Source organism: Amycolatopsis sp. NPDC024027 (assembly GCF_040638975.1).
In the GTDB taxonomy this organism is placed as follows: domain Bacteria; phylum Actinomycetota; class Actinomycetes; order Mycobacteriales; family Pseudonocardiaceae; genus Amycolatopsis.
The window spans coordinates 200,106-221,978 of record NZ_JBEZYY010000001.1 but is presented as its reverse complement, the minus strand read 5'-3'; the positions used below and the strand labels follow the sequence as shown (position 1 = coordinate 221,978).

Genomic DNA, 21,873 nt, shown 5'->3' with positions numbered 1-21,873 from the left:
GTACTAGGGTCGGGTTCATGGCGAACAACCGGGAAATCGTGGTGACGGGCGGCGGCACGGGCATCGGCTACGCCGTGGCGTCGGCCTTCGCCCAGGCCGGCGAGCGCGTCACGATCACCGGGCGCCGGGAGAAGGTGCTCACCGAAGCCGCGACGCTCGCCGGCGCGAGGCCCGTCGTGTTCGACGCCGCCGACCCCGTGGCCGTCGAAGCCGCGCTGGACGAGTTGCCCGGCCGCGTCGACGTCCTCGTCAACAACGCCGGCGGCAACACCGATTTGCTCGACGGCGACGGCGAAGAGGGGCTGGCCGGTTTCGCGGCCGCGTTCGAGCGGAACCTGCGGTCCAATGTGGTCAGTGCCGCGCTGGTGACGCACGCGCTGCGCGACCGGCTCGCCGACGGGGCGCGGATCGTCACCATCGGGTCGATCGCCGCGCACACCGGCGCCGGGTCCTACGGCGCCGCGAAGGCCGCGGTCGAGGGCTGGAACGTGAGCGTGGCCCGGGAGTTCGGCCCGCGCGGGATCACCGCGAACGTCGTCGCGCCGGGGCTGATCGGCGACACCGAGTTCTTCCACGGGCAGCTGAGCGACCAGCGTCGCGACTGGCTGATCGGCAACACGATGAACAAGCGCCCGGGAACACCGGACGACGTCGTCGCGGTGGTGACGTTCTTGGCGAGCCCGGCCGCCGGGCACGTCACCGGGCAGGTGGTCCACGTCAACGGCGGCGCCTACCTCGGTAAATAGGGCGGGCGCATCGGCCATCCGGCCGATGCGCGCGCTCGCCGGGGCTCGGTTGTCCACCGGATGGCCAAAACAGCCCGGCTCATCGGGCGATACCCGCCGTCCACCTCCGCAATAGCTTCGGATTCCTCACGAATCCGGCGGAGGTGTCCTAGTGCTCGAGCGACTCAACAACATCAAGGTGCTCGTGGCGATCGCGGTGGTCATCGTGGTCGGAGGCCTGCTCGTCGCGATCGCCGTCAACAGCGGCTCCGGGAGCGACAGCTGGCGCGCCGGGTGCGGCTCGCCGCCGGCCGATCCCGCGGAAAACCAGGCGAGCCGCGTCGCCGAAGCCCGAAAAGCGCTGCTGGGCACCGGGAACGATCCGCGCCTCGGGATCGAGATCGTCGACCTCGGCGCCTGCGCCGTCGAAACGAGGTGGAAAGCCGACCAGCCGCAGCCCACGGCGTCCGTGGTGAAGCTGCTCATCGCGCTCGACCTGATCGAGCGTTCCGGAGTGCCTTCCGGCAGCGAAGAGACGGCCGTCCGCACCATGCTCGCCGCCAGCGACGATCACGTCGCCAACCGCCTCTGGCAGCAGAACGGCGGCCCGGACATCGTCCGGCGGCAGGTCGCGAAGCTGGGGCTCACGCACACCACGCCCCCGGCCGACGCCGGCCAGTGGGGCTCCACCGGGATGTCACCCACCGACGTCGTCACGGTCTACCGGTACATCACCGCGGGGCTGTCCGAGGAAGGCCGCGAGTTCCTCACCGGAGCGATGGAAAGCGCGCCGCGCAACGCCGCCGACGGGTTCGACCAGCACTTCGGGATCCCGCGCGCGTTCACGGGCGCGACGTGGGCGGTGAAGCAGGGCTGGGGCAGCTCCGAGAACCGGCGGGTGCTCAACACCACCGGCCTGGTCCGGACCGCATCCCGGACCTACGCCGTCGCGGTGATGGCTTCCTGGAAGGAGACCATCGACTGGCCCACCGCGACCACGGCGCTGACCGCCGCCATCGGCGCGCTGAAGGGTTCGCTCAGGGCGGCCAAGGCCTGAACCCGATCGGGAGTGGATGCCGGTCCCCGGGTCGCCAGGTCGGCGATGGCGCCCGGGGACCGGCGCGGTGCTGCCGCGGGAACGCTTTCTTCGGACCACGTCCAACACGCGTCGGGGGTGGCGAAACTTCTGGTACACACCATGTTCCGCGCTCCGTCCCCTCGGCGTAAGTGCCCACGGCACCCGGTGGCCGTGGCTTTTGCATGTTCCGGTCGCATGGTCCGGTTCCCTGTTCCGGCTGCCGGATCAGGCGGGCGTGACCTTCAGCAGCTTGTCGTCCGTCCCGTCCGACGTGGTCACGTACAGCGCGCCGTCCGGGCTGCTGCGGACCGCGCGCAGGCGGCCGAACTTGTCGTCGAACTCCGGGGGCAGCGTGACGTCGAGGACCTTGCCCGCCGGGTCCAGGTGGTACAGCAGCAGCTTCTGGCCCTTGAGCGCCACCACGACCAGTGCGCCGTCGTTCGTGCCCCACTGCACGCCGGTCAGGAAGGCGTCGCCGCTGATCGCCTCGGTGATGCTGCCGGAGGTCCACAGTGGACTAACCGCGTCCGGGAACCGTTTGAGGTCGGTCATCGGCACGCTCTCGTCGTAGCTCGTCCCGGTGCCGCCCTTCGACGGGTCCCAGCCGTAGTTCGCGCCCGGCTTCAGCAGGTTGACCTCGTCGTCGAACGTCGGCCCGTGCTCGGCGGTGATCACCTGACCGCTGCCCGGCCGGATCGCCACGCCCTGGACGTTGCGGTGGCCGTAGGTGTAGATCAGCCGTTCGCGCGGGTCACTCGAAGTGATGAAGGGGTTGTCCGGCAACGCGTTCCCGGTCTTCGCGTCCAGCCGCAGCACCTTGCCGCCGAGGGAGTGGCGGTCCTGCGCGATCGACGCGCGCGCGGTGTCACCGGTGCCCACGAGCAGCGCGCCGTCCGGGGCGAACGTCGGCCGGCAGCCGGAGTGCCGTCCGCTCGGGTTCACCGGCAGCCCGGTGAGCAGGTTCTTCACCTTCGACGCGCTCGCGCCGTCGGCGGCCAGCTTCCACGTGACCAGCCGGATGTCGACGGCCTTGCCGCCTTCCTGGTGGTCCTGGCAGGTGATGAACTCCCGGCTGGTGGCGAAGTCCGGGCTGATGACCAGGCCGAGCAGCCCGCCTTCGCCCTGGACGAGGACGTCGGAGAAGTCGGCGCGCACCTCGGCCGCCTGCCCGTTGCGGACCAGCGCGAGCTTGCCGGGCCGCTGCGGCACCAGGATGCCGCCGTCGGGCAGGAAACCGACGTCCCAGCCGTGCTGCAGCCCGCCGGTCACCGTCTCGACCTTGAACTTCCCGCTCGCGGCGGCCGGCGTGGCCGCGGGCGGGACGCTCTGCACCGGCTCGCTCGCCGCCCCCGAGCAGCCCAGGACCAGCAGGGACACCACACCGATGAGACCCAGCGAACGCCGCATACGCCTCATCCTGCCATCAAGTGGTGAAATCGCCGTTCGCCGCCGAGCGTGTCAAGAAGTCCAGGTCCGCGTCGCCGGGGAGGTAGTGCCCGGTGCCCGGGAGCAGGTCCACCACGGCGCCCGCCGCTTCGAGACGCCGTTTCGTCGTCACGGAGTCGACCATGGCGTCGTCCGCTCCGGCGACGGCGTACACCGGCATGGTCAGCCGTCCCAGCGCCTCGTCGCCGAAGAGGGGGAAAGGACCGGTGCGGTACCGGTAGTTCGCGGCCACCAGCAGCTGCTGCGCCACGACCGGCGACGACTCGGGCTCGCCCACCGCCCCGGCGACGGCTTTCCGCCGTCCCTTCTCGCCGAGCAGTCCCAGCAGTACGGCCTTGACGACGAACCCCTTCTTCATCGGGCCGAGGCCGACGGGGCATCGCAACGCCAGCGCGGCGACCCGCCCGGGCCGCCGGATCGCGAAGTCGAGCGCGACCCAGCCGCCGAACGACGACGCCAGGAAGCCGGCGCGCCCGACGCCGAAGTGGTCCAGCACCGCCTCCAGCCACCGCGCGTACCGGTCACCGTCGAGCGGCGGCCGTGCCTCGGCGCTCAGCCCGGGCTCGCCGATGATGTCGACGGCGTACACCCGGAACCGCTCGGCCAGCGCCGGGATCCGGGCGGCCCACTCCGCGGAGTTGCTGCCGGAGCCGTGCAGCAGCACCAGCGCCGGGGCGTCGGCCGGGCCGGAGACCAGGACGAACGTCTCGCCTTCGGGCGTCGGGACGCGCGTTTCGTCATGGGGGACGGGCCAGGCCCGCAGGGTGTCGAGGTATCGCTCGCGGAGGAGGGCAGAGCCTGCCTGGGACTTGTATATCGTCATGCAAAGTACTCTAAACCTCCGCATCAAGGGGATTAATAGGGAGTGATCAGGAACCTGGGCGCACCAACCCGGACTCGTAGGCGAAGACCACCGCGTGCACCCGGTCGCGCAGCCGCAGCTTGCCGAAGACCCGGCCCACGTGCGTTTTCACGGTCGTCTCGCCGATGTACAGCTTCGCGGCGATCTCCGAGTTCGAAAGCCCGCGCGCGATGAGGCCCAGCACGTCCTTCTCGCGTTCGGTCAGCACCCCGAGCCTCGCGACGTCGACGGGATCGCGCTCGTCGGCGAGGTACCGGTCGAGCAGCCGCCGCGTGACCGACGGCGAGACCATGGAGTCGCCCCGCAGCACGCCCCGGATCGCGACGAGCATCTCTTCCGAAGGCGCGTCTTTCACCAGGAACCCGCTGGCCCCGGCCCGCAACGCGGCGTACGCGTACTCGTCGAGGTCGAAGGTGGTGATGATCAGGACGCGCACGTCCGGCAGTTCGGCGCAGATCCGCGCGGTCGCGGCGACGCCGTCGAGCACCGGCATCCGCACGTCCATCAGCACCAGGTCGGGCCGCAGGTCCCGGGCGAGGGAGACGGCTTCATCGCCGTTGGCGGCTTCGCCGACGACGGTGAGGTCGTCCTGGCTTTCGACGATCATGCGCAGGCCGACGCGGACGAGTTGCTGGTCGTCGCAGAGGAGGATGCGGGTGGTCATGGGGTCACTGCCGGGGTGGCGGGTTTGTGGTGGTCGCCGGGGGCTGGGATGCCCGGTTGGCGCCGCCGATGGGGGTGCATGGCGGGGGTTGCGTGACCGGGCGCAGGCGGCTCCAGGCTGACCCGGCCCGCGGGCCGGGCGGTCGGCGTCGCGCTGACTGGCTTGGACCGGAAGGTCTTCGGTGGCTGAGTGGACGTGCGGATCGGCAGGACGACCTGGTCGAGGTGCGGCGAAGTCCAGCCGCTGCCGGTCGTGGTGGCCGCCCGGGTCCGCGTGCAGGACGGCAAGGCGGCGATCCCCGTGCTGGGCCGCGCGCCGCTGGTCGGCAGCCGTGCGGGCGTTGGCGCTTGGTCGAGCCGCCGTTCTTGGGGCGGCGCGATGTGGACGAGTTGCTGGTCGTCGGAGGGCAGGATGCGGGTGGTCATCGGGTCGCTGCCGGGCTTGGCGATGTCGGGTGGTGGCTGGGATGCGTCGGCGCGGGGGTCTCGTGGGCCCGGGTCTCGCGGCCGGTGTGGGTGCGTTGCGAGGGTGTTGCGATCGAGCGCGGGTGGTTCCGGATCGGACTGGGCCGCGGGCAGTCGCGCGGGCCTTGGCGCCAGGCTGAGCCGCTGTTCTTTGGGCAGCGCGATGCGGACGAGTTGTCGGTCGTCGAGGGGCAGGAGTCGGGTGGTCATCGGGTTGCCGCCAAGCTCGCGGATGCGCGGTGCTCGCCGCCGGGAAGTGGCTGGGATGCGTCGGCGCGGGGGTCTCGTGGGCCCGGGTGTCGCGGCCGGTGTGGGTGCGTGGCGGGGGTGTCGTCGTGGCCGAGCGCCGGCGGTGCCAGACCGACCCGACCCGCGGGCCGGGCGGTTGGCAGCCGCGCTTCCACCAGCGCCGGGCGAGTCCGCGGTTCCCGGGCCAGAGTCGCCGCTCGACCGATCAGAGCCAGGCCAGGCTGCCGTCCCCAGGCGGGCGTCGTGCCGTCGCCCGCCGCGGTGAAGCCGCACGGGCCCCGAGGGATCACCCGGAGGCCGACCCTCGCGAGCGGCACCAGGAGCCGGGTGGTCATGGGCCCACCAGCAGGCTCGCCGACACGCGGTAGCCGCCGTCCGGGAGGGGGCCGGTGTTCAGCTCGCCGTGGTACATCTCGACTCGCTGGCGCATGCCCGCCAGGCCGCGGCCGGACGAGGGGAGTGCCGGGGCCGGTGGTGCGTGGCCGCCCGTGTTCGTCACCTCGATGCGGACCTGCGGGGGCTCGAAGGCGACGCCGACGCGGCCGGTCGCGTCGGCCGGGGCGTGCTTGATCATGTTGGTCAGTGCCTCCTGGACGATCCGGTACGCCTGCAGCGCCGCGCTCGCGGGCAGGGTGCCCGGGTCGCCGGTGACGTCGAGCGTGACGTCCCGGCCGGACTGGTCGACCAGCTCGCGCAGCTCGGCGAGCGTCGGCTGGGGGCTGCGCGCCGCCTGGCCGGCGTGCAGGACTTCGAGGAGGCGCCGCAGCTCGCCCAGCGCGTCCCGGCCCGTGTGGACGATGGTGTCGAGCGTGCGGTCGACGGCTTCGGGGTCACGGTGCCGGGCGAGCTTCGCGCCCTCGGCGTTCAGCACGATCACGCTCATGCTGTGCGCCAGGACATCGTGCAGCTCGCGCGCGATCCGGGTGCGCTCTTCGGCGACCGCCGCGCGGGCCTGGGCGTCGTCGCGCTTCTTCTCTTCGGCCGTGAGCTCCTCCTGCTTGCGGAAGAACTCCCCGAGCGCCCAGGCCGCGATGTGCAGCGGCAGGATGCCGACCAACGACAAGGTCGGGTAGTCGGTTTCCGGCGCGTAGAGGGTGACCCACTGGACGTCGAGCACGACGATCGCGAAGGCGATCGCCGCGGCGAACCACCGTCGGCCCAGCTTCACCAGGTTGAACAGCACCACCGCCATGGCCAGCTCGGTGCGGCCGCGGTCGTAGGCCCAGACGTCGTTGAAGTACACCGCCGCCGCCCCGGCGATGATCAGCACCGCCACCGTGCGCGGGAACCGGCGGCGCAGCAGCAGCGGGAGCAGGAACACCATCGGGAAGGCGCGCAGGGCGTACGAACCGGAGCCGACCCAGTTGGGGGCGAGGAAGATGAACACGGCGTACAGCGGCAGGTCCACCGTCCACCGGTGCCTGCGCATCCACACGACAATTCGTTCCACGCCACCGAACGTAGTGCCGGGGATGGGCTCGGGGCGTCATCCCTTCGGCCCGACCGTGTCCTCCCTTGGGAGGATCAGCCCGGCCGGCGCGGCGGATTCGGGGCCACCCCGGCCGTTCCTAGCGTCGGGATCATGTCGATCACCAGGGAATTCCTCCGCCATCCCGTGCTGACGGGCGCGATCGCGCCGAGTTCGCCGCGGCTGGCCGAAGAGATGACGGCGGGTCTCGGCCTGGAACGCGCGTCGTGCGTCGCCGAGCTCGGGCCGGGCACCGGCGTGTTCACCGAAGCGGTCCTCGCGCTGCTTCGCCCCGAAGCACGCCTGACGGCGATAGAGATCAACCCGCGTTTCGCGGCCGTCCTGACCGAACGCTTCCCCCAAGCCGACGTCGTCACCGGCTCGGCGGAACACCTGGCTCTGCAGGGCGTCGACGTCGTCGTCTCCGGTCTGCCGTGGACGGCCATGACCGCGCCCCGGCAGCAGCGCATCCTCGACGCGGTCACCGCCGCACTCGCCCCGAACGGCCGGTTCACGACGTTCGCCTACGCCCACACGGCGTGGACCCCACCTGCGCGCCGCTTCGCCGCGTCGCTGCGAAGCCGGTTCGCGGTCGTGGAGCGCACGCAGGTCGTCTGGGGCAACCTGCCGCCCGCGTTCGTCTACCGCGCGGCGCTGCCGGTGGCGGTCGGGAGGGAACGGCGTGGACAGCCTGCTGCAGCCCCTGCTTGACGCACCCCCGGCGGTCGTCTACCTCGTCTGCGCCCTGGTCATCACGGCGGAAACCGCGCTGCTGCCGGGAATCGTGCTGCCGACGTTGTCGACGCTGCTGCTGATGGGGTTCCTCGCCGAGCGGGGCACGCTCCACCTCGGACTCGCTTGGGCGGTCGCCGTCGCCGCGGCCGTCCTCGGCGACCAGCTCGCCTACCTCGAGGGGCGCCGCTGGGGACCGCGCCTGGCCCACCGCGTCGGCCGGGATCGCTGGGGGCGCGCGGAAACGGCGCTCGCGCGCTACGGCGTCCCGGCGGTGATCGCGGGCCGCTGCCTGGCCGGCGTCCGGACCCTGGTGCCGCGCGTCGCGGGCTCGGCGGCGATGCCGTACCGCCGGTTCGCGGCGGGCAGCGTGGCGGCGGCGGTGCTGTGGGCGAGCGCGGAACTGCTGGTGGGTCACACGACGGGGCTGGTGCTGTGAAGCCGTTCGGCGGTCTCGGCGTCCGCGGGCAGGAACGTCTCCAGCTTCAGTTCCGACACCGTCACGTCCGCCGCTGTCGCGAACGTGGTGATCGCGGTGATGAGCCGCAGCTCGCCGGCCGAGGTGGCCAGCCGGACCGGCACCGCGAACCCGAGGTGCTCCGGGCCGGGCGCGGACGGCGGCGGCAGGTACCCCTCCAGCTCCGCGAGCTGGGCGGCCAGCCGGTCGTCCGGAGTGCGGGCCAGGTCGTTGCGCAGGCGTTCGAGGATGTGCCGCGCCCAGTCGTCGAGGTTGCGCACGCGCGGCGCCATCCCCTCCGGGTGCAGCGCCAGCCGCAGCGTGTCGACCGGTTCGCGCAGCAGCTCCGGCGCGACACCCTCGGTGAGCAGCCGGAATTCGTCGTTCGCCGCGACCAGCACGCCGTAGCGGTCGACGACGATCGCCGGGTAGGGCCGGTGGCCGTCGAGCAGCCGCCGCAGCCCGTCGAGCACCGGCTTGATCGCCGGGTCGTCGAGCCGCGTCTCGGGGTACGACGGGGCGAAACCGGCGGCGAAGAGCAGGCCGTTGCGCTCGCGCAGGGGCAGTTCCAGAGACTCGGCGACGCGCAGCACCATGCCGCGGCCGGGGAGCGAGCGCCCGCTCTCCATGAAGCTCACGTGCCGCTGCGTCGTCCCGGCCCGCAACGCCAGGTCGAGCTGGCTGAGGTGCCGCCGCGTGCGCCAGTCCTTCAGCGCGGTTCCGAAGTTCACGGTCCCATCCTCCTCGCCCGCGCCATTCCCCGCGGGGAATTGAGGGCATTCCCCGCCTCGGCCAGGCTCGCCGCATGACGAACTACGGCCTGGTCATCCCGACCTACCAGCCCATCCTCGACGCCGGGCGGACCGCGCCCGAGCTGGTCGCCACCGCCGTCTCCGCGGAAGAGCTCGGCCTCGACTCGGTCTGGGTGGGCGACACCCTCGCGCGGGCGCCGCTGGACGCTCTCGCCGTCCTGGCCGCCTTCGCCGCCCGGACTTCGCGCGTGACGCTGGGGACGTCCGCCCTGCTCCCGGCCCTGCGTAACCCGATTCTGACGGCGAACCAGCTGCTCAGCATCGATTTGCTCAGCGAAGGACGGCTCACGGTGGCCGTCGGCGCCGGGTTCGCCGGGCGCAGCGAGCCGGAGTTCGCGTTCGCCGGCGTGCCGTGGGAGCGCCGCCGGGCCCGGCTGGACGACATCGTGGCGCTCTGGCGGGCCATCTGGCGTGGCGAGTCCTCGTTCCACGGTTCGGTGCTGCACCACGACTCGCTGCCGGTGTTCCCGGCCCCGGCTCGCCCGGGCGGGCCGCCGGTGTGGCTGGCGGCGTACACGCCGGGGGCGCTGGAGCGCGTCGGCCGGCTGTACGACGGCTGGCTGCCGTACCCGCCGGATCCTGCGGACTACGGCACCGGGCTGGCCCGGATCCGTGCGGTCGCCTCCCGCCCGGTGACGCCCGCGCTGTTCGCGACGGTCCTGGTGGAGGACGACGCCGACCGCGGGCAGGCGTTGCTGGAGGAGTACTGCGAGCGCAACTACGGGCGCCCGGCGGCGTTCGTCCAGGGGATTCAGATGCAGGTGTGTGGCAGTGCCGCGGAAGTGGCGGAGCAGCTGCGGAAGTACGAAGGGGTGGAGCACTTCCTGCTGCGGATCGCGAGCACGGACCCGAAGGTGTTCGACGAGCAGCTGCCGCGGGTGGCGGAGGTGGTGGACCTGCTGCGCTCTTGACCTGGGTCACTCGGCGATTCGGCCGAGGAATTGTTCACCCGGCTGGTGGATCTCCACGAGAAGAACGAACTCGCCGTCGCCCTCCCCGGTGGCCCGGCGGAGCTGCAGCGCCGGTACCGCCATGACCATCCGTCCCGGCCTGCGCGTGGTCGAGCCGTGAACCTGCTGCGCGACCAGCCGTGACCGGAAACCTGTCGGGGGTGGCACGTAGGCTGGGACCGTGACCGACGCTCCACTGTCCGGACTCCTCACCGCCATCCTTCCCGACCCGGCCCTGCGCGGCGTGGTCGAGCGCGCCGGCGCGCCGCTGCTCGAGCTGCAAGGCCCGATCGCCGCCCGGCAGCTCGTCGCCGCCGCGGTCGCCGCCGATGATGGTGCCGGCAAGCCCGTGCTCGCCGTCACCGCCACCGGCCGTGAGGCCGATGAGCTGACCGCTTCGCTCAAAGCGCTCATCGGCGAGGGCCGGGTCGCCGACTTCCCGAGCTGGGAGACCCTTCCGCACGAGCGGCTCTCCCCGCGCGCGGACACCGTCGGCCGCCGGCTCGAGGTGCTGCACCGGCTGAAGACGGGCGATGACGACCTGCGTGTCGTCGTCGCCACCGTGCGCAGCCTGATCCAGCCCATGGCGCCCGGGCTCGGGTCGCTCGCCCCGGTCGACCTCGTCGTCGGCGAGGAACAGAGTTTCGAGGGCCTCCTCGAACGGCTGGTCGAGCTGGCGTACACCCGCGTCGACATGGTCGAGAAGCGCGGCGAGTTCGCCGTCCGCGGTGGCATCCTCGACCTGTTCGGGCCCACCGCGCAGCACCCCGTCCGGGTGGAGTTCTGGGGCGACGAGGTCAGCGAGATCCGGGCGTTCGCCGTCTCGGACCAGCGGTCGCTGCCCGGCGAGATCCCGCGGGTCACCGCGCCGCCGTGCCGTGAGCTGCTGCTCACGGGGCCGGTCAAGGAGAAGGCCGCGGAGCTGGCGAAGAGGTACGAGGCCGACGCGCACCTGGCCGAGATGCTCACCAAGCTCGCCGACGGCATCCCGGTCGAGGGCATGGAGGCGCTCATCCCGGTCCTCTGCGAAGGCGAGCTCGAGCTGCTCACCGACGCGATGCCGGTGGGCACCCACGTGCTGCTCACCGACCCGGAGAAGATCCGCGCCCGCGCCGCCGACCTGGTCCGCACCGGCCAGGAGTTCCTCGAAGCGTCCTGGACGACGGCCGCGGCGGGCGGCCAGGCGCCGATCGACCTCGGCGCGTCGGCCTACCGCGGGCTCGACGAGATCGCGTCCCACGCGCAGGACACCAAGCGCGCCTGGTGGACCATCACCCAGCTGACCAGCGAAGACCCGGACGTCTACCGCGTCTCGGTCGAGGCCGCGCCCGCGTACCGCGGCGAGATCGAGCGCGCGACGGCGGACCTGCGTGCCCACACGGCTTCGGGCGGCACGGCGGTGCTCGTCGTCGCCGGCCAGGGCACCGCGGCGCGCGCGGTGGAGCAGCTCACGAGCGCCGACGTCCCGGCGACCCAGGCCGGCGACGGCCTGCGGCGCGCCCCGGCTCCGGGCATGGTCACGGTCACCTGCGGTGGCCTCACCGACGGGTTCGTCTCGCCGGAGCGCGCCCTGGTCGTGCTCAGCGAGGCGGACCTCACCGGCCGCGGCGCGGGCGCCGGAACGTCCACAAAGGACCTGAACACCAAGATGCCGTCCCGGCGGCGCAACGCGGTCGACCCGCTCGCGCTCAAGGCCGGCGACTACGTCGTGCACGAGCAGCACGGCATCGGCCGGTTCGTCGAAATGGTCCAGCGGACGGTCGCGGGCGCCACCCGCGAGTACCTCCTGCTGGAGTACGCGTCGTCGAAGCGCGGCCACCCGGGTGACAGGCTGTTCGTGCCGACCGACCAGCTCGACGAGGTCTCCCGCTACGTCGGCGGCGAGCTGCCCACGCTCAACAAGCTCGGCGGCTCCGACTGGAAGAACACCAAGGCCAGGGCCAAGAAGGCGGTCAAGGAGATCGCCGCGGAGCTCGTTCAGCTGTACGCGGCGCGCCAGTCCGCGCCCGGGCACGCGTTCGGCCCGGACACGCCGTGGCAGCACGAGCTGGAAGACGCCTTCCCGTTCACCGAGACCAACGATCAGCTCGCCGCCATCGACGAGGTCAAGGCCGACATGGAACGCGGCGTCCCGATGGACCGCGTCATCTGCGGCGACGTCGGCTACGGCAAGACGGAGATCGCCGTCCGCGCGGCGTTCAAGGCGGTGCAGGACGGCAAGCAGGTCGCGGTCCTCGTCCCGACGACGCTGCTCGCCCAGCAGCACCTGAACACGTTCACCGAGCGCATGCGCTCGTTCCCGGTGAAGATCCGCGGCCTGTCGCGGTTCTCCGCCAAGAGCGAGACCGACGCGACCCTGGAGCAGCTGGCCAGCGGCGAGATCGACATCGTCATCGGCACGCACCGCCTGCTGCAGACCGGCGTCCGCTGGAAGGACCTGGGCCTGATCATCGTCGACGAGGAGCAGCGGTTCGGCGTCGAGCACAAGGAACACATCAAGGCGCTGCGCACGCACGTCGACGTGCTCACCATGTCGGCGACACCGATCCCGCGCACGCTGGAGATGTCGCTGGCCGGCATCCGCGAGATGTCGACGATCCTCACCCCGCCCGAGGACCGCCACCCGATCCTGACGTACGTCGGCTCGTACGACGACAAGCAGGTCGGCGCGGCGATCCGGCGCGAACTCCTGCGCGACGGCCAGGTCTTCTACGTCCACAACCGCGTCTCCTCCATCGAGAAGGCCGCGCGGCGGATCCGCGAGCTGGTGCCGGAGGCGCGGGTCGTCACCGCGCACGGGCAGATGAACGAGGACAAGCTCGAGAAGATCATCCAGGGCTTCTGGGAAAACGAGTACGACGTCCTGGTGTGCACCACGATCGTCGAGACGGGCCTGGACATCTCGAACGCCAACACGCTGCTGGTCGAGCGTGGTGACCTGCTGGGCCTGGCGCAGCTGCACCAGCTGCGGGGCCGCGTCGGGCGTGGGCGCGAGCGCGGGTACGCGTACTTCCTGTACCCGCCGGAGGTGCCGTTGACGGAGACGGCCCACGACCGGCTCGCGACGATCGCCCAGAACACCGAGCTGGGCGCGGGCATGGCGGTCGCGATGAAGGACCTCGAGATCCGCGGCGCGGGCAACATCCTCGGCGCGGAGCAGTCGGGGCACATCGCCGGTGTCGGCTTCGATCTGTATGTGCGGTTGGTCGGCGAAGCGGTGGACGCGTTCAGGCGGCACGCGGGCGCGGAGCCGGCGGAGGAAGAGGAGATGGCCGACGTCCGCGTCGACCTCCCGATCGACGCCCACATCCCGCACGACTACGTGCCAGGGGAAAGGTTGCGCCTGGAGGCGTACCGCAAGATCGCGGCGGCCCCGGACACCGAGGGCCTCGACGCGGTCCGCGAAGAGCTCATCGACCGGTACGGCCAGCCGCCGGCCCCGGTCAACCGGCTGCTGTCGGTGGCTCGCTTCCGGCACACCTGTCGTGAAGCGGGCGTGACGGAGGTGGCGGTCCAGGGCAACACGATCCGGTTCGCGCCGCTGCCGTTGCTGGACTCGCAGATGGTGCGCCTGAAGCGGCTGTACCCGAAGGCGACGTTCAAGGCGGTGACGAACACGGTATCGGTGCCGAAGCCGACGGAGGGTCCGGCCGGTGGGCGGATCGGTGCGCCGACACTGCGGGACGAACAGCTGCTGGAGTGGTGCACGAAGCTGCTGGTCCAGCTGACGAAGAAGCCCGCGGCTGTTTAGGGGCGGGGTTTAGCGGCGGTGTAAAGGCGGGTGGACACCCGGCGCCACATCGGGGGACTTTCCGTTGTGGCGCCCGGGTTTCCGGTTGCGGTGGTTTTAGGTTCGCCCCATGGCGGAATATCGCGAGCCGAACATCCGGGCCCGGCAGCTGGGCGAACGGCTCCTCGAACGCATGGCGGAGAAGGGCTGGGGAGTCCGGGAAATGTCCCGGCGCCTGGAGATGAGCGCGCAGTGGGTCTCGGCGGTGACCCGCGGCCGCGCCCGGCCGAGTCCGGTGCACCTGGCCCGGTTCCTCACGACGCTCGGGTTCCGGGGTGAGGAATACCGCGAGCTGATGGCCATGGGCGACGAAATGCGCAAGCCGGGGCTGCTCGAAAACCCGCTTCAGCTGCGCACGTTGATCTGGCACGAAAAGCGGGCCACCGCCATGGCGCAGTTCCACGGCTGCTCGGTGCCCGGATTGCTGCAAACTGCTGACTACGCCCGCAGCTTGATCGCGGAGATCGGCAAGGCGACCGATCCGGACTACATCGATGAGCTGGTGTTCGCCCGCATGGCCCGCCAGGTGATCCTGGAAAAGAAACCAACCGTCGCCTTCGACTTCTACCTGCACGAATTCGTACTCCGGCTGCCCATCGGGCGCGGAGCGCCCGATGTCATGCGGGACCAGCTTCGCCAGCTCGGCCGGCTCGCCGATCGCGGCAACATCTCGATCCGGATCGTTCCCGCCCGATGCGGTGGTCATCCCGCGCTGGCCGGGCACTTCCAGTTGATCGAATCAGCGGATTTCAGTCCGGTCATCTACATCGACAGTGAGGTGTCCGCACTGTTCCTTGAGGAGCCCGCAGAGGTGGCGGCCTACCGTCGAGTGCTCAAAGGGCTCGATCGGGTCGCCCTCGATCGGGCACAATCGGGGGAGTTCATCGCCGACCTGGCGGAGAACCTCTACCCATCAGGAGTGCGGCGGGATGATGGTCATCTGGCGTAAGAGCAGCTACAGCACCGAAGGGGGCGAATGTGTCGAGGTGGCAACCGGCCCCGAAGTCCTGATCCGGGACACCAAGGATCGTGAAGGCGGCATCCTCACCGCCTCCACCCCCGCCTGGCGTGAACTGCTCAGCCGACTCCGCTAACCAACCTCGCTAACCCACGTCGCTGAACATCGGCGGCAGAGCCTCCGCCAGCCCCATCCGCACCGACTCCACGGGCACCGGGACCGCCCCGGCGCCCGCCATCGGCAGCGGCCGGGGGTGCCGTGGCATCCGCGACCCCGCGCCTCCGCCCCTGCCCGGGTACACCAGCAGCCCCCGCGCCGGGTCCGGGACCGCGTCCAGCGCCGCCGTCACCGCCGGCAGCGACCTGAACGCGTCTCGCCTCTCCTCCGTCAAAAACTCGATCTCCAGTACCACTCCCCAGCGGTGCTCGTGCCAAACCCACTGCTCAGCGCCGTTCGTCAGCGCCGCTTCGGTGAGAGCGTCCCCTTGAGCCAGGCGCCACAGCGAAGCCGAATGCTCCCCGTCGAACACTTCGATGGTCAGCCAATGGTCCATAAGTCGACATTACCGCCGACGCGTCCTCATGGGTGTTGCGTTTCGGGGGCGATGGTGTGAGAGGGTATGGCCTGTGATGCGGATCATGGGGCGCCCTCGCGCGCTGGTCGCGGTCGTTGCCGGTGCATTTCTGCTCGCCGGGTGCGGCTCGGGCCCCAGCCAGGTCGGCAGTGCCGTGATCGTCGGTGATCGGTCGGTTTCCCTCGACCGGGTCCAGTCGATGATCGACCAGGCCGTCCGCGAACACCCGTACGCGCAGAAGCTCGCCAGTGAGCACAAGCTCGACCTGCTGGGCCGCGAGATCGTCCGGCAGACCGTGCTGCACGAACTGACCCTGCGCGCCACCAAGCAGGAAAACCTCGTCGCCGACCAGGCGAAGGTCGCCGGGCTGGCCGCGCAGGTGACCGCCGCCCCGGTCACCGACACCGGGCAGGGCGACCCGGTCGCCGTCACGCAGATCGTCTCGAAGCTGCGCGACCGGAACGAGGTCGCGAGCGACGTCCTCCTCGAGCAGGAGCTCGCCCGGAAGGTGCTGCCGAAGCTGTCGGTCGGCGCGGACTACGTCGGCATCAGCGCGACCGGCGACAACGACCAGGCCGCCCGCACCCGCGCCTTCGGCCTCGCGAAGGAGTTCGCCGACGACCCCGCCAAGGTCCAGGGGGTCGTCCAGCAGGCGCAGCAGGAAGGCCAGCAGGCCCAGCAGACCGGCGCGCCCGGCCCGGGCGGGTACTCCGCCGGCCAGACCGCCGAGCTCTTCGGCGCCGCGCAGTACCCCGGCCTCGCGCAGACCGCGCTCTTCGGCTCCGAAAAGAACAGCGTCGTCGTCTTCCAGGCGCAGAAGCCGCAGAGCGCGGACTGGTTCATCTTCGTCATCCGCGCCCGCGGCACCGACAAGGCCGTGCCGGCCGACCAGGAAGCGCAGAAGCCGACGGACGCCCAGCTGACCGCGATCGGCACCCGGCTGCTGCAGCCGTACCTCGGCCAGAGCGGCCTGCGCGTCAACCCGCGGTACGGCGTGTGGGATGTTGTGGGCATGAACCTCGTGCCCAACTCCGGCGCCACCCAGGGCGTCGTGCTGCCCATTCGCGGTGCCGCGACCACGCAGCAGTGAGCACGGGTGTCGTCGTCATCGTCCGCGGGACGACGCTGCCCGGCGCGGCGCTCAAGATCCTGCGTGACGCGGACGCCGTCTACGCCGCCACGGACGTCGATCCGGCCGCGTTCGGCGTCCCGGCCGTCATCGAGGCGCCTTCCCTGGTCGACGTCGTGCTGCTCGCCGGGTCCCGGGACGAGCCGGCGGCCGCGCTGCTGATCGCGACCGGCGCGGAGGTCATCGAGACGCCGGTGCCGCCGCTGGTCGAGGCCGCCGAGGTGATGGACCGGCTCCGCTCGCCGGGCGGCTGCCCGTGGGACGCGGTGCAGACGCACGATTCGCTGCGGCAGTACCTGGTCGAGGAGACCTACGAGCTGCTCGACGCCATCGAAGAAGGCGACCGCGAGGCACTGCGCGAAGAGCTCGGTGACGTCCTGCTGCAGGTGCTCTTCCACGCGCGGGTCGCGGCCGAGGACGCCGAAGACCCGTTCGGCATCGACGACGTCGCCGCGGCGCTCGTCGCGAAGCTCGTCGGCCGGCACCCGCACGTCTTCGCCGGCGCCGACCAGGTGCACACCGTCGAGCACCAGAACCTCAAGTGGGAAGAGCTGAAGCAGCGCGAGAAGCAACGTCAGTCCATTGTGGACGGTGTCGCGCTCGGCCAGCCCGCCGTCGCGCTGGCGGGCAAGCTGGGGCAGCGCTCCGGGCGTGCGGGCATCCCGCTCGACCTCTTCCCCGAAGGGACCGCGGCGGCCGCCCAGCTGTTCCGCATCGCGGCCACCGCGCGCCGGGCGGGTGTCGACGCCGAGGGCGAACTGAGGGCGGTGGCCAAGCAGTTCGCGAAGGACATCCAGGCCGCCGAGCAGGCCGCCCGCGACGCCGGGCTGGAGCCGACGACCCTGGAGGCCGACGGCTGGCGGAAGTTCTGGCCCCCGCGCCCAGTGTGACCACCCAGTGTGACGCAGCACACGTCCGGGTGAGAACCGTTCCCGAGCATCCGGCGTCTTGCCTGGTGTGAAGCACAAGCCACTGGAGGACGCCGACGAGGACCACCTCGTCCGGCGCACCGCCCAGGGCGATCGCGCGGCGTTCGAGGAGCTCTACCGCCGTACGGCGCCCTGGCTCGCCGTGCGCCTGCGCCGCCGCTGCGCGGACGAGCAGCTCGTCGCGGAGGTCATGCAGGAGACGTTCCTGGCCGTCTGGCGGGCGGCGGCGTCGTTCGCGGGCGCCACCACCGGCGGGAGCGCCGTCGGCTGGGTCTGGACGATCGCCGCGCGCCGGCTGGTCGACGCGTTCCGGCGCCGGGCGCACCACGCGCAGCCGCCGCCCGCGGTGGCCCTCGACGTCGCGCCGGTGGTGGCGGCCGAAGACGAGGCGCTGGCGGGGACGATCGGCGACGAGGTCGGTGCCGCGCTGCGCGACCTCGCGCCGGAGCTGCGGGCGGTGCTGCAGGCGATGGTGCTCGACGGGCTGACCGTCCGGGAGACCGCCGTCCTGCTGGGGTTGCCGGAGGGGACCGTCAAGACCCGGGCGCGCCGGGCCCGGATCGCATTGCGGGAGGCACTGTCATGAACCACGCGCCGGAGCGGCTCATCGTCGCGTACGCGATGGGCGACGACCTCCCGGGTGACCAGCTGTGGGGTCTCGAGGCCCACCTCGAGGCGTGCCGCGAATGCCGGGCGCGGCTCGCGCGCGCCGCACCGGTCCAGCCGGTCGTGGACCTGGTCTGGGAGCGGCTTTCGGCCGAGGTCCGGCAGCCGGTTCCCCGGCCGCGACGCCGGCGCCGGTGGCTCGGCACCTGGGTCACGCCGGCGATGGCGCCGTGGCTGGCGATGATCGTGGCCGTCACGCTGGCCGCGCTCCTGCTCGACAGCGTGTGGCACGCGGTGCTCGACGTGCCGGCGGTGCAGCTCTTCGCCCCGGTGCTGCCGGTACTCGGGGTCGCCGTGTCGTGGGCACGGGGCCTCGATCCGGCCTACGAGGTCGTCACCGCGACCCCGCGGGCGGGGCTGTACCTGATTGCCCGGCGGACGGTGGCGGTGCTCGCCGTCGTCCTGCCGGTCCTGGGGGTCGCCGGGTGGCTGACCGGCACCCAGCCGGCGCTCTGGCTGTTGCCGAGCCTGGCCTTCACCACCGGCACGCTCGCGCTCGGCGGGCTGATCGGCGTCAGCCGGGCGGCGTACGCGCTGGTCGCGGTGTGGGTGGTGATCGTCGTCCTGCCGGCGTTCGTCCAGCGGGGGCAGGCGTTTTCGCTCGGCACCGGCGCGCTGCCGGTGTGGGCGGGGGTCTTCGTGCTGACCACGGTGGTCGTCGCCCTGCGCGGGCCGGCGTTCGCCCGGCTCGCCGCACGTCACTAGGACATCTGGTCTTCAGTCTTCAGGTCTTCAGGGAGGAAGCGCATGCGGGCAGTAGGGGCCGCCGAGGTCGCACCGGCGACGTACGCCTGGGAAATCCAGGCGCAGGGGCTGCGGGTGCGGGTGGGGCGGCGCACGATGGCCGTGGACGGGCTGGACCTGTCCCTCGGCAAGGGGGTGCACGGGCTGCTCGGCCCGAACGGCGCCGGCAAGACGACGCTGATCCGGGCCTTGGCGACGGTGCTCCGGCCGGCGTCGGGCAGCTTGTCGCTGCTCGGCACCCCAGCCGGCGGGAGCTCGGGCCAGCGGGAGCTGCGCCGCCGGATCGGGTACCTGCCGCAGAACTTCGGCTACTACAAGCGATTCACGGTCCGCGAGTTCGTCGAATACCTGGCGTGGCTGAAGGAGATGTCCAAAGAGGACATCCCGGGGGCCGTCCAGCGGGCGGTGGAGCGCGTCGGCCTGGCCGACCGCGCGGACGATCGCATGAAGACGCTCTCGGGCGGGATGGTGCGCCGGGTCGGCATCGCCCAGGCGATCGTCAACGACCCGGAGATCCTGCTCCTCGACGAACCGACGGCCGGCCTCGACCCGGCGCAGCGGGTCCGGTTCCGCGAGCTGGTCCAGGAACTGGGCCGCGACTCGTGCGTGCTGATCTCGACGCATCTGGTGGAGGACGTGGCCACGGCGTGCACGGACGTGGTGCTGTTCGCCGGGGGAAAGCTGGTGTTCCAGGGAACGCCGGACGGGCTGGCTGCCGCGGGCACCCTCGAGCACGTCGGGGACAGCCCGATCGAACGCGGTTATTCGGCGCTGCTGAACCACGAGCCGGGTCAGGGGGCGTGGTGATCTTCCGCATCGAACTCCGGCGCTCCATCGCGCCCTGGGCCGGCCTCGCGCTCGTCGTCCTCGCGCTCGCGTTCCTCTTCCTGCTCTCGGGGCCGTGGTGGAAGACCCCCGCCTCGTGGTCGGCGAACACCACCACGACCGCGCTCTGGGTCCGTTTCCTGCTGGAGTTTCTCTGGCCCTTCGTGGTCGGTGCCGGCGCCATCCAGGGCATGCGCGACAGCCGCTCCGGCATGACCGAACTGCTGGCCACCACCCCGCGGCCCGCGTGGCAACGAGCGATCCGGCTCGCCGGGGCCGTGGCCGTGCTGACCGCGCTGGCCTACCTGATCGTGTTCGGTGTGGGTGTCGCCGAAGTCCTGGCCCACGACGGGTTCGTCTCGGCCGTCTTCGTCCCCGTCCTGGGCGTCGGGGTGCTCGGCGTGGTCGCCGGTGGCTGGCTGGGGCTGGCCGCCGGGCGGCTGCTGCCGCACCCGCTGACCGCGCCCGGGATCGCCGTGCTCGCCTTCGTCGGGACGACGCTTTGCTGGATGTCGCTCGAACGGGGCCTGGATGCCGTCCTGCCACGCCGGGCCGGTGCGCTGGCGCCGGCGCTGGCCGAGCCGCGCGGGTCGATGGTGACGACCGCCGCGTCGCTCGACGCCGGGCAGGCCGCGTGGTTCCTCGGCCTCGCCGTCACCGGGTTCCTGCTGCTGTCGGTGCGGTCGGTGCGAGCGCGGCTGCTGAGCCTGCTGCCGCTCGTCGCCGGGGCCACCATCGCGCTGCCGCTGTTCCCGGCGGAGGCCCTCACCGCCGACAGCGTCGCCGCCCGGAAGGTCTGCGATGGCCCGATCTGCGTGGCGGACCTGCACCGGGATCGGCTGGCCGCGCTGGCCGGCCCCGGGCGTGAAGCGCTCGCGATGCTGGCGAAGCTGCCCGGAGCGCCGACGCGGGTCGAGGAGCAGGTCGCGCCCACCTCCCCGCTCGAACGGACCCAGCGCGACCCCGGCGTCGTCCTGCTCGACTTCCAGCGCAACGACGCACTGCTGACGGCGGACGCGAGCGACCTGCGGCTGGCGGTGCTCTCCGGGGTCGGCGTGCCGTCCTGCGAGCGGCCGAGTGCGCCCAGCCTGTCGGACACGGGCGCGCGGATGATCGCGGCGGCGTACTTCACCGGGGAGCTGAAACCGCTGCCCGAGCTCTTCCGGAACTGGTTCAAGAGGCAGTCCGGCCCGATCGAGCAGGCCTGGCAGCAGTTCCGGGTCCTGCCCGCGGACGTCCGGTTCGCGCGGATCGTCGCGCTGCGCCAGGCGTTGCTGACGTGCCAGGGCGATCCGATGGACACGCTGGTGCCGGGAGCCCTCCGATGAGGTGGGCGACGCTGTACGCCCGTTCGCGGCAGCTGCCGGTGGCCTTCGCGGCTCTGCTGGTGGCGACCTCGGGGGTGTGGTTCCTGGGCCGGGACTCGTGGAACGCGGTCCTCGTCGCGCTGACGCTGACCACGGCGGTCGCGGTGGCGGCGATCGGGCTCAGCGGCCAGGACCCCGACCTCGACCGGACCGCGGCGCTGCCGTGGCCGATCCGGCGGTTCGCCCACCTGGCGCTGATCGCGATCGTGGCCGGCGCGGTGGTGCTGGGGGTGCAGGAGCTGGGCCCGTCGGCGGTCGACGCGTCGATCATCGTCCGTGACGCGGCCGGGCTGGCGGGCTTGGCCGGCCTGGCGGCCACGATGGCGGGCGGCCAGTTCGGCTGGACGCTTCCGCTGGCCTGGTCCGCGGTCAGCGCGTTGGTGCCCCGGGACTCTTCGACGCTGAGCCGGGTCTTGACCTGGGCCCTGCAACCCGCGGGAACCCCGGCGGCCACCTGGACGGCGGTGATCCTGGCGGCCACGGGAGCGGCCGCGTACACCACCTGGGGCGGCCGCCGGTAGCTGTGGCGCCCCAGGTGGCGTTCGGGCCGGGCGGCGATCACACGTTGCGGATGTTCGTCTCCAGCTCCAGGGGTTCCCGGTCCCAGTCCTCGACGCCGAAGGCGAGGATGCGTTCCGGGTGGATCCGGATCACCGCGTCGTCGAAGTGGTTGTCCGGCAGGTTCACGCCCACCAGGGCCTCCGCGCGGCCGCGGATCTCCAGGCACCGCACCCGCCACGGGTTCGTCGACGGGAGGTCGTCGACGACGAACGCCACGCGGTCGTGCGTCGCGATGTTGCGGAACTTCTTGCTGGTGCGCAGGTTGTGCCCGGTGACGTCGATGGTCTTCTCGTCCGGGTTGTAGCGGAAGCCGACCGGGTTGGCCTGGAGGGTTCCGTCGGGCTGCTGGGTCGCCAGCCGGCCCAGTGGCTGGGCGGCGAGGTAGGCGAGTTCTGCTTCGGTGAACATGCGCGAAGCGTGCAA

General features: G+C 72.0%; 23 protein-coding genes. 15 read left to right on the top strand and 8 right to left on the bottom strand.

Annotated elements, in window-relative coordinates:
* Positions 1 to 17: 17 nt before the first annotated feature.
* Both AB0F52_RS01005 and AB0F52_RS01000 read left to right on the top strand, forming a co-directional pair.
* Positions 18 to 746: an SDR family oxidoreductase gene (locus AB0F52_RS01005; RefSeq protein ID WP_360163220.1), complete on the top strand. Its 729-nt coding sequence runs from the start codon at positions 18 to 20 to the stop codon at positions 744 to 746.
* 151 nt (positions 747 to 897) lie between these two features.
* On the top strand, positions 898 to 1,782 hold the full coding sequence (locus AB0F52_RS01000; protein ID WP_360163218.1) for a serine hydrolase: 885 nt from the start codon (positions 898 to 900) through the stop codon (positions 1,780 to 1,782).
* 246 nt (positions 1,783 to 2,028) lie between these two features.
* On the opposite strand, the gene AB0F52_RS00995 is transcribed toward AB0F52_RS01000, so the two are convergent.
* The 5 genes from AB0F52_RS00995 to AB0F52_RS00975 form a co-directional block, all read right to left on the bottom strand.
* Positions 2,029 to 3,210: a PQQ-dependent sugar dehydrogenase gene (locus tag AB0F52_RS00995; protein WP_360163216.1), complete on the bottom strand. Its 1,182-nt coding sequence runs from the start codon at positions 3,208 to 3,210 to the stop codon at positions 2,029 to 2,031.
* 16 nt (positions 3,211 to 3,226) lie between these two features.
* Complete coding sequence (locus tag AB0F52_RS00990) at positions 3,227 to 4,072, bottom strand: alpha/beta fold hydrolase (RefSeq protein ID WP_360163214.1); 846 nt, start codon at positions 4,070 to 4,072, stop codon at positions 3,227 to 3,229.
* A 46-nt stretch (positions 4,073 to 4,118) separates the two neighbouring features.
* The gene (locus AB0F52_RS00985; RefSeq protein ID WP_360163212.1) at positions 4,119 to 4,775 is read right to left on the bottom strand and encodes a response regulator transcription factor; all 657 of its coding nucleotides are present in this window, start codon (positions 4,773 to 4,775) and stop codon (positions 4,119 to 4,121) included.
* Positions 4,772 to 5,200 (bottom strand): hypothetical protein, encoded by a 429-nt coding sequence (locus tag AB0F52_RS00980; RefSeq protein ID WP_360163210.1) that lies wholly within the window; start codon positions 5,198 to 5,200, stop codon positions 4,772 to 4,774. The genes AB0F52_RS00985 and AB0F52_RS00980 overlap by 4 nt, the downstream gene beginning before the upstream one ends.
* A 619-nt stretch (positions 5,201 to 5,819) precedes the next feature.
* Complete coding sequence (locus AB0F52_RS00975; protein WP_360164567.1) at positions 5,820 to 6,917, bottom strand: histidine kinase; 1,098 nt, start codon at positions 6,915 to 6,917, stop codon at positions 5,820 to 5,822.
* Positions 6,918 to 7,070: 153 nt separating this feature from the next.
* Here AB0F52_RS00975 and AB0F52_RS00970 point away from each other — a divergent pair, with 153 nt between their 5' ends.
* On the top strand, positions 7,071 to 7,667 hold the full coding sequence (locus AB0F52_RS00970; protein WP_360163208.1) for a methyltransferase domain-containing protein: 597 nt from the start codon (positions 7,071 to 7,073) through the stop codon (positions 7,665 to 7,667).
* The gene (locus AB0F52_RS00965; protein WP_360163206.1) at positions 7,639 to 8,127 is read left to right on the top strand and encodes a DedA family protein; all 489 of its coding nucleotides are present in this window, start codon (positions 7,639 to 7,641) and stop codon (positions 8,125 to 8,127) included. The genes AB0F52_RS00970 and AB0F52_RS00965 overlap by 29 nt, the downstream gene beginning before the upstream one ends.
* Here the strand turns inward: AB0F52_RS00965 and AB0F52_RS00960 are convergent.
* The gene (locus tag AB0F52_RS00960; protein ID WP_360163204.1) at positions 8,103 to 8,876 is read right to left on the bottom strand and encodes a helix-turn-helix transcriptional regulator; all 774 of its coding nucleotides are present in this window, start codon (positions 8,874 to 8,876) and stop codon (positions 8,103 to 8,105) included. The two genes, AB0F52_RS00965 and AB0F52_RS00960, sit on opposite strands and share 25 nt — an antisense overlap.
* 74 nt (positions 8,877 to 8,950) lie before the next feature.
* Between AB0F52_RS00960 and AB0F52_RS00955 the strand changes: the two genes are divergently transcribed.
* The 4 genes from AB0F52_RS00955 to AB0F52_RS00940 all read left to right on the top strand — a co-directional run bounded on the left by AB0F52_RS00955 (position 8,951) and on the right by AB0F52_RS00940 (position 14,791).
* Positions 8,951 to 9,868 (top strand): LLM class flavin-dependent oxidoreductase, encoded by a 918-nt coding sequence (locus tag AB0F52_RS00955; RefSeq protein ID WP_360163202.1) that lies wholly within the window; start codon positions 8,951 to 8,953, stop codon positions 9,866 to 9,868.
* A 235-nt stretch (positions 9,869 to 10,103) separates the two neighbouring features.
* Entirely contained in the window at positions 10,104 to 13,658 is a 3,555-nt protein-coding gene (gene mfd / locus AB0F52_RS00950; protein WP_360164565.1) for a transcription-repair coupling factor, read from the top strand.
* A 109-nt stretch (positions 13,659 to 13,767) separates the two neighbouring features.
* Positions 13,768 to 14,646: a helix-turn-helix transcriptional regulator gene (locus AB0F52_RS00945; RefSeq protein ID WP_360163200.1), complete on the top strand. Its 879-nt coding sequence runs from the start codon at positions 13,768 to 13,770 to the stop codon at positions 14,644 to 14,646.
* Positions 14,627 to 14,791, top strand: coding sequence for a DUF397 domain-containing protein (locus tag AB0F52_RS00940; protein ID WP_360163198.1), 165 nt, complete (start codon positions 14,627 to 14,629; stop codon positions 14,789 to 14,791). The genes AB0F52_RS00945 and AB0F52_RS00940 overlap by 20 nt, the downstream gene beginning before the upstream one ends.
* 9 nt (positions 14,792 to 14,800) lie before the next feature.
* Here AB0F52_RS00940 and AB0F52_RS00935 read toward each other — a convergent pair whose 3' ends face one another.
* Positions 14,801 to 15,208: a hypothetical protein gene (locus tag AB0F52_RS00935; protein WP_360163196.1), complete on the bottom strand. Its 408-nt coding sequence runs from the start codon at positions 15,206 to 15,208 to the stop codon at positions 14,801 to 14,803.
* A gap of 85 nt (positions 15,209 to 15,293) precedes the next feature.
* On the opposite strand from AB0F52_RS00935, the gene AB0F52_RS00930 reads away from it, so the two are divergent.
* From AB0F52_RS00930 to AB0F52_RS00900, 7 genes are all read left to right on the top strand, one after another.
* Positions 15,294 to 16,319: a hypothetical protein gene (locus AB0F52_RS00930; RefSeq protein WP_360163194.1), complete on the top strand. Its 1,026-nt coding sequence runs from the start codon at positions 15,294 to 15,296 to the stop codon at positions 16,317 to 16,319.
* Positions 16,316 to 17,248, top strand: a complete 933-nt coding sequence (locus AB0F52_RS00925; RefSeq protein ID WP_360163192.1) for a MazG family protein — start codon at positions 16,316 to 16,318, stop codon at positions 17,246 to 17,248. The genes AB0F52_RS00930 and AB0F52_RS00925 overlap by 4 nt, the downstream gene beginning before the upstream one ends.
* Positions 17,249 to 17,315: 67 nt before the next feature.
* Positions 17,316 to 17,873 carry a sigma-70 family RNA polymerase sigma factor gene (locus tag AB0F52_RS00920; RefSeq protein ID WP_360163190.1) on the top strand — a complete coding sequence of 186 codons (558 nt, stop codon included), beginning with the start codon at positions 17,316 to 17,318 and terminating at the stop codon, positions 17,871 to 17,873.
* A complete protein-coding gene (locus AB0F52_RS00915) occupies positions 17,870 to 18,658 on the top strand; it encodes a zf-HC2 domain-containing protein (RefSeq protein WP_360163188.1) in 789 nt (262 codons plus the stop codon). The genes AB0F52_RS00920 and AB0F52_RS00915 overlap by 4 nt, the downstream gene beginning before the upstream one ends.
* Before the next feature lie 42 nt (positions 18,659 to 18,700).
* On the top strand, positions 18,701 to 19,504 hold the full coding sequence (locus AB0F52_RS00910) for an ABC transporter ATP-binding protein (RefSeq protein WP_360163186.1): 804 nt from the start codon (positions 18,701 to 18,703) through the stop codon (positions 19,502 to 19,504).
* Positions 19,501 to 20,850, top strand: coding sequence for a hypothetical protein (locus tag AB0F52_RS00905; RefSeq protein ID WP_360163184.1), 1,350 nt, complete (start codon positions 19,501 to 19,503; stop codon positions 20,848 to 20,850). Before AB0F52_RS00910 ends, AB0F52_RS00905 begins: the two co-directional genes overlap by 4 nt.
* Positions 20,847 to 21,410 carry a hypothetical protein gene (locus tag AB0F52_RS00900; protein WP_360163182.1) on the top strand — a complete coding sequence of 188 codons (564 nt, stop codon included), beginning with the start codon at positions 20,847 to 20,849 and terminating at the stop codon, positions 21,408 to 21,410. Before AB0F52_RS00905 ends, AB0F52_RS00900 begins: the two co-directional genes overlap by 4 nt.
* Before the next feature lie 37 nt (positions 21,411 to 21,447).
* Here AB0F52_RS00900 and AB0F52_RS00895 read toward each other — a convergent pair whose 3' ends face one another.
* Positions 21,448 to 21,858 (bottom strand): PPOX class F420-dependent oxidoreductase, encoded by a 411-nt coding sequence (locus AB0F52_RS00895; RefSeq protein WP_360163180.1) that lies wholly within the window; start codon positions 21,856 to 21,858, stop codon positions 21,448 to 21,450.
* Between the last annotated feature and the right edge of the window lie 15 nt (positions 21,859 to 21,873).

What these genes read in the sequence shown, in the direction of transcription:
- AB0F52_RS00915 (WP_360163188.1), top strand. Translation starts at nt 17,870, where the DNA reads ATGAACCACGCGCCGGAGCGGCTCATCGTCGCGTACGCGATGGGCGAC.
- AB0F52_RS00980 (WP_360163210.1), bottom strand. Translation starts at nt 5,200, where the DNA reads ATGACCACCCGCATCCTGCCCTCCGACGACCAGCAACTCGTCCACATC.
- AB0F52_RS00945 (WP_360163200.1), top strand. Translation starts at nt 13,768, where the DNA reads ATGGCGGAATATCGCGAGCCGAACATCCGGGCCCGGCAGCTGGGCGAA.
- AB0F52_RS00990 (WP_360163214.1), bottom strand. Translation starts at nt 4,072, where the DNA reads ATGACGATATACAAGTCCCAGGCAGGCTCTGCCCTCCTCCGCGAGCGA.
- AB0F52_RS00995 (WP_360163216.1), bottom strand. Translation starts at nt 3,210, where the DNA reads ATGCGGCGTTCGCTGGGTCTCATCGGTGTGGTGTCCCTGCTGGTCCTG.
- AB0F52_RS00910 (WP_360163186.1), top strand. Translation starts at nt 18,701, where the DNA reads ATGCGGGCAGTAGGGGCCGCCGAGGTCGCACCGGCGACGTACGCCTGG.
- AB0F52_RS00895 (WP_360163180.1), bottom strand. Translation starts at nt 21,858, where the DNA reads ATGTTCACCGAAGCAGAACTCGCCTACCTCGCCGCCCAGCCACTGGGC.
- AB0F52_RS00930 (WP_360163194.1), top strand. Translation starts at nt 15,294, where the DNA reads ATGGGGCGCCCTCGCGCGCTGGTCGCGGTCGTTGCCGGTGCATTTCTG.
- AB0F52_RS00935 (WP_360163196.1), bottom strand. Translation starts at nt 15,208, where the DNA reads ATGGACCATTGGCTGACCATCGAAGTGTTCGACGGGGAGCATTCGGCT.
- AB0F52_RS00940 (WP_360163198.1), top strand. Translation starts at nt 14,627, where the DNA reads ATGATGGTCATCTGGCGTAAGAGCAGCTACAGCACCGAAGGGGGCGAA.
- AB0F52_RS00985 (WP_360163212.1), bottom strand. Translation starts at nt 4,775, where the DNA reads ATGACCACCCGCATCCTCCTCTGCGACGACCAGCAACTCGTCCGCGTC.
- AB0F52_RS01005 (WP_360163220.1), top strand. Translation starts at nt 18, where the DNA reads ATGGCGAACAACCGGGAAATCGTGGTGACGGGCGGCGGCACGGGCATC.
- AB0F52_RS00970 (WP_360163208.1), top strand. Translation starts at nt 7,071, where the DNA reads ATGTCGATCACCAGGGAATTCCTCCGCCATCCCGTGCTGACGGGCGCG.
- AB0F52_RS00955 (WP_360163202.1), top strand. Translation starts at nt 8,951, where the DNA reads ATGACGAACTACGGCCTGGTCATCCCGACCTACCAGCCCATCCTCGAC.
- AB0F52_RS00900 (WP_360163182.1), top strand. Translation starts at nt 20,847, where the DNA reads ATGAGGTGGGCGACGCTGTACGCCCGTTCGCGGCAGCTGCCGGTGGCC.
- AB0F52_RS00975 (WP_360164567.1), bottom strand. Translation starts at nt 6,917, where the DNA reads ATGCGCAGGCACCGGTGGACGGTGGACCTGCCGCTGTACGCCGTGTTC.